General features: G+C 50.8%; 1 protein-coding gene. It reads right to left on the minus strand.

Translation table 11 applies throughout. From position 1 onward, the window contains the following. Positions 1 to 1,398, minus strand: a 1,398-nt coding sequence (locus PsWM33_RS26590; RefSeq protein WP_193778487.1) for a VCBS domain-containing protein, incomplete at both ends; no start/stop codon positions are given.

Consider the following 1,398-nt stretch of genomic DNA (forward strand, 5'->3'; position numbering starts at 1 on the left):
CCTTCGCTCCATCAGAAGCGACAAGCTTAGAGGCAACCCCTTGCCCATCAACTTCATTATACTCGCCATAGGAATAGATCACCGGTGTTCTGCTTGGTTCATAGACAGTCCCATCAGCTCCGACATAGTTACCGTCTTCATCAGGCGTGAACACGTAAACCGAGCCTGAGTCCTTGCCTCTAGCATCATCCAGATAAGCACCAACTGTGATAACACCAGCTTCATTGATCGATACAGATTGTCCGAAGTAATCGCTGCTGGCTCTATCATGGGCTGTCAGAACAATTTCCTGATAACCACCGGATCCATCCGGCACATAGACATAAACGGCACCCGTGTTACCAGCACCACTTGTAGCTCCCGTAACAATAACACCGGCCTCATTCATGGCAAGCGTTGGCCCTGTACCACCAGGTCCGGTAATCAGCTTGGAGACCACATAATTGCCGCTACCATCCGGCTCATGGATATACAGCACCCCAGAGGCTCCAACAACGATGGTACCATCGCCCTTAACTGATCCACTGATGCCAAAGGAAGGATTGGTATCAGGAGCAATCAACTGCAATTCCGTATAACCACCCTCGCCATCCGGCGTAAACACGCGGGCCAGAGCACCCGGACCGTCCGCGAACACAACACCAGCTTCATTGATGCTGAGGGTGCCGCCAAAGCCATCGTCACCTGAGGCAACCAGCTTTGTCTCCGTGTAACCACCAGAACCATCCGGCGTAAAGATATAGATCTTGTCAGTGTCTGAGCCATAAGCAGAAGCGGCAATCACCCCGGCCTCATTCATCACAAAGCCATGATCACCAAGATAATCACCGGCAACACCGTCAGAGGCAGTCAGCTTGACCTCTGAATAACCTCCACCTTCGGTCGGCGTATATACATAAATCGAACCGGAATAATTACCCTTGTCAGAATCCCGAGGTGCTGTAACTGCAACCACACCGGAATTATTAACTGCTATTCTCTCTCCAAAGTAATCAGAACTTGTTCCGTCTGAAGCAACAAGCTTGGTTTCAGCATAACCATCACCATCAGGCGTGTAGACATAAACCGAACCGGAGTAACTGCCCTTGTCAGAATCCCGATAAGCTCCGACAACAACAACACCCTGATCGTTCACCTGTGCATTGTGGCCGAAGTAATCACTCTCCGCTCCATCAGAAGCGACAAGTTTTCCTCCCCCAACACTGACTTTGTTAGGCCCATTGATCGTCACCGTCACAGTCTTGGTGATCACACCGCCATTGCCATCATCAATCGTGTAGGTGAACGTGTCGGTTGCAGTCTCGCCAACGCTCAGATGGATAAACGCATCGCCGCAATCATAGGAGAACGTGCCATCGCCATTGTTGATCACAACGCCAACTGTCGTGCTGTTGTCTA

Source organism: Pseudovibrio sp. WM33 (assembly GCF_001623165.1).
GTDB lineage: Bacteria > Pseudomonadota > Alphaproteobacteria > Rhizobiales > Stappiaceae > Pseudovibrio.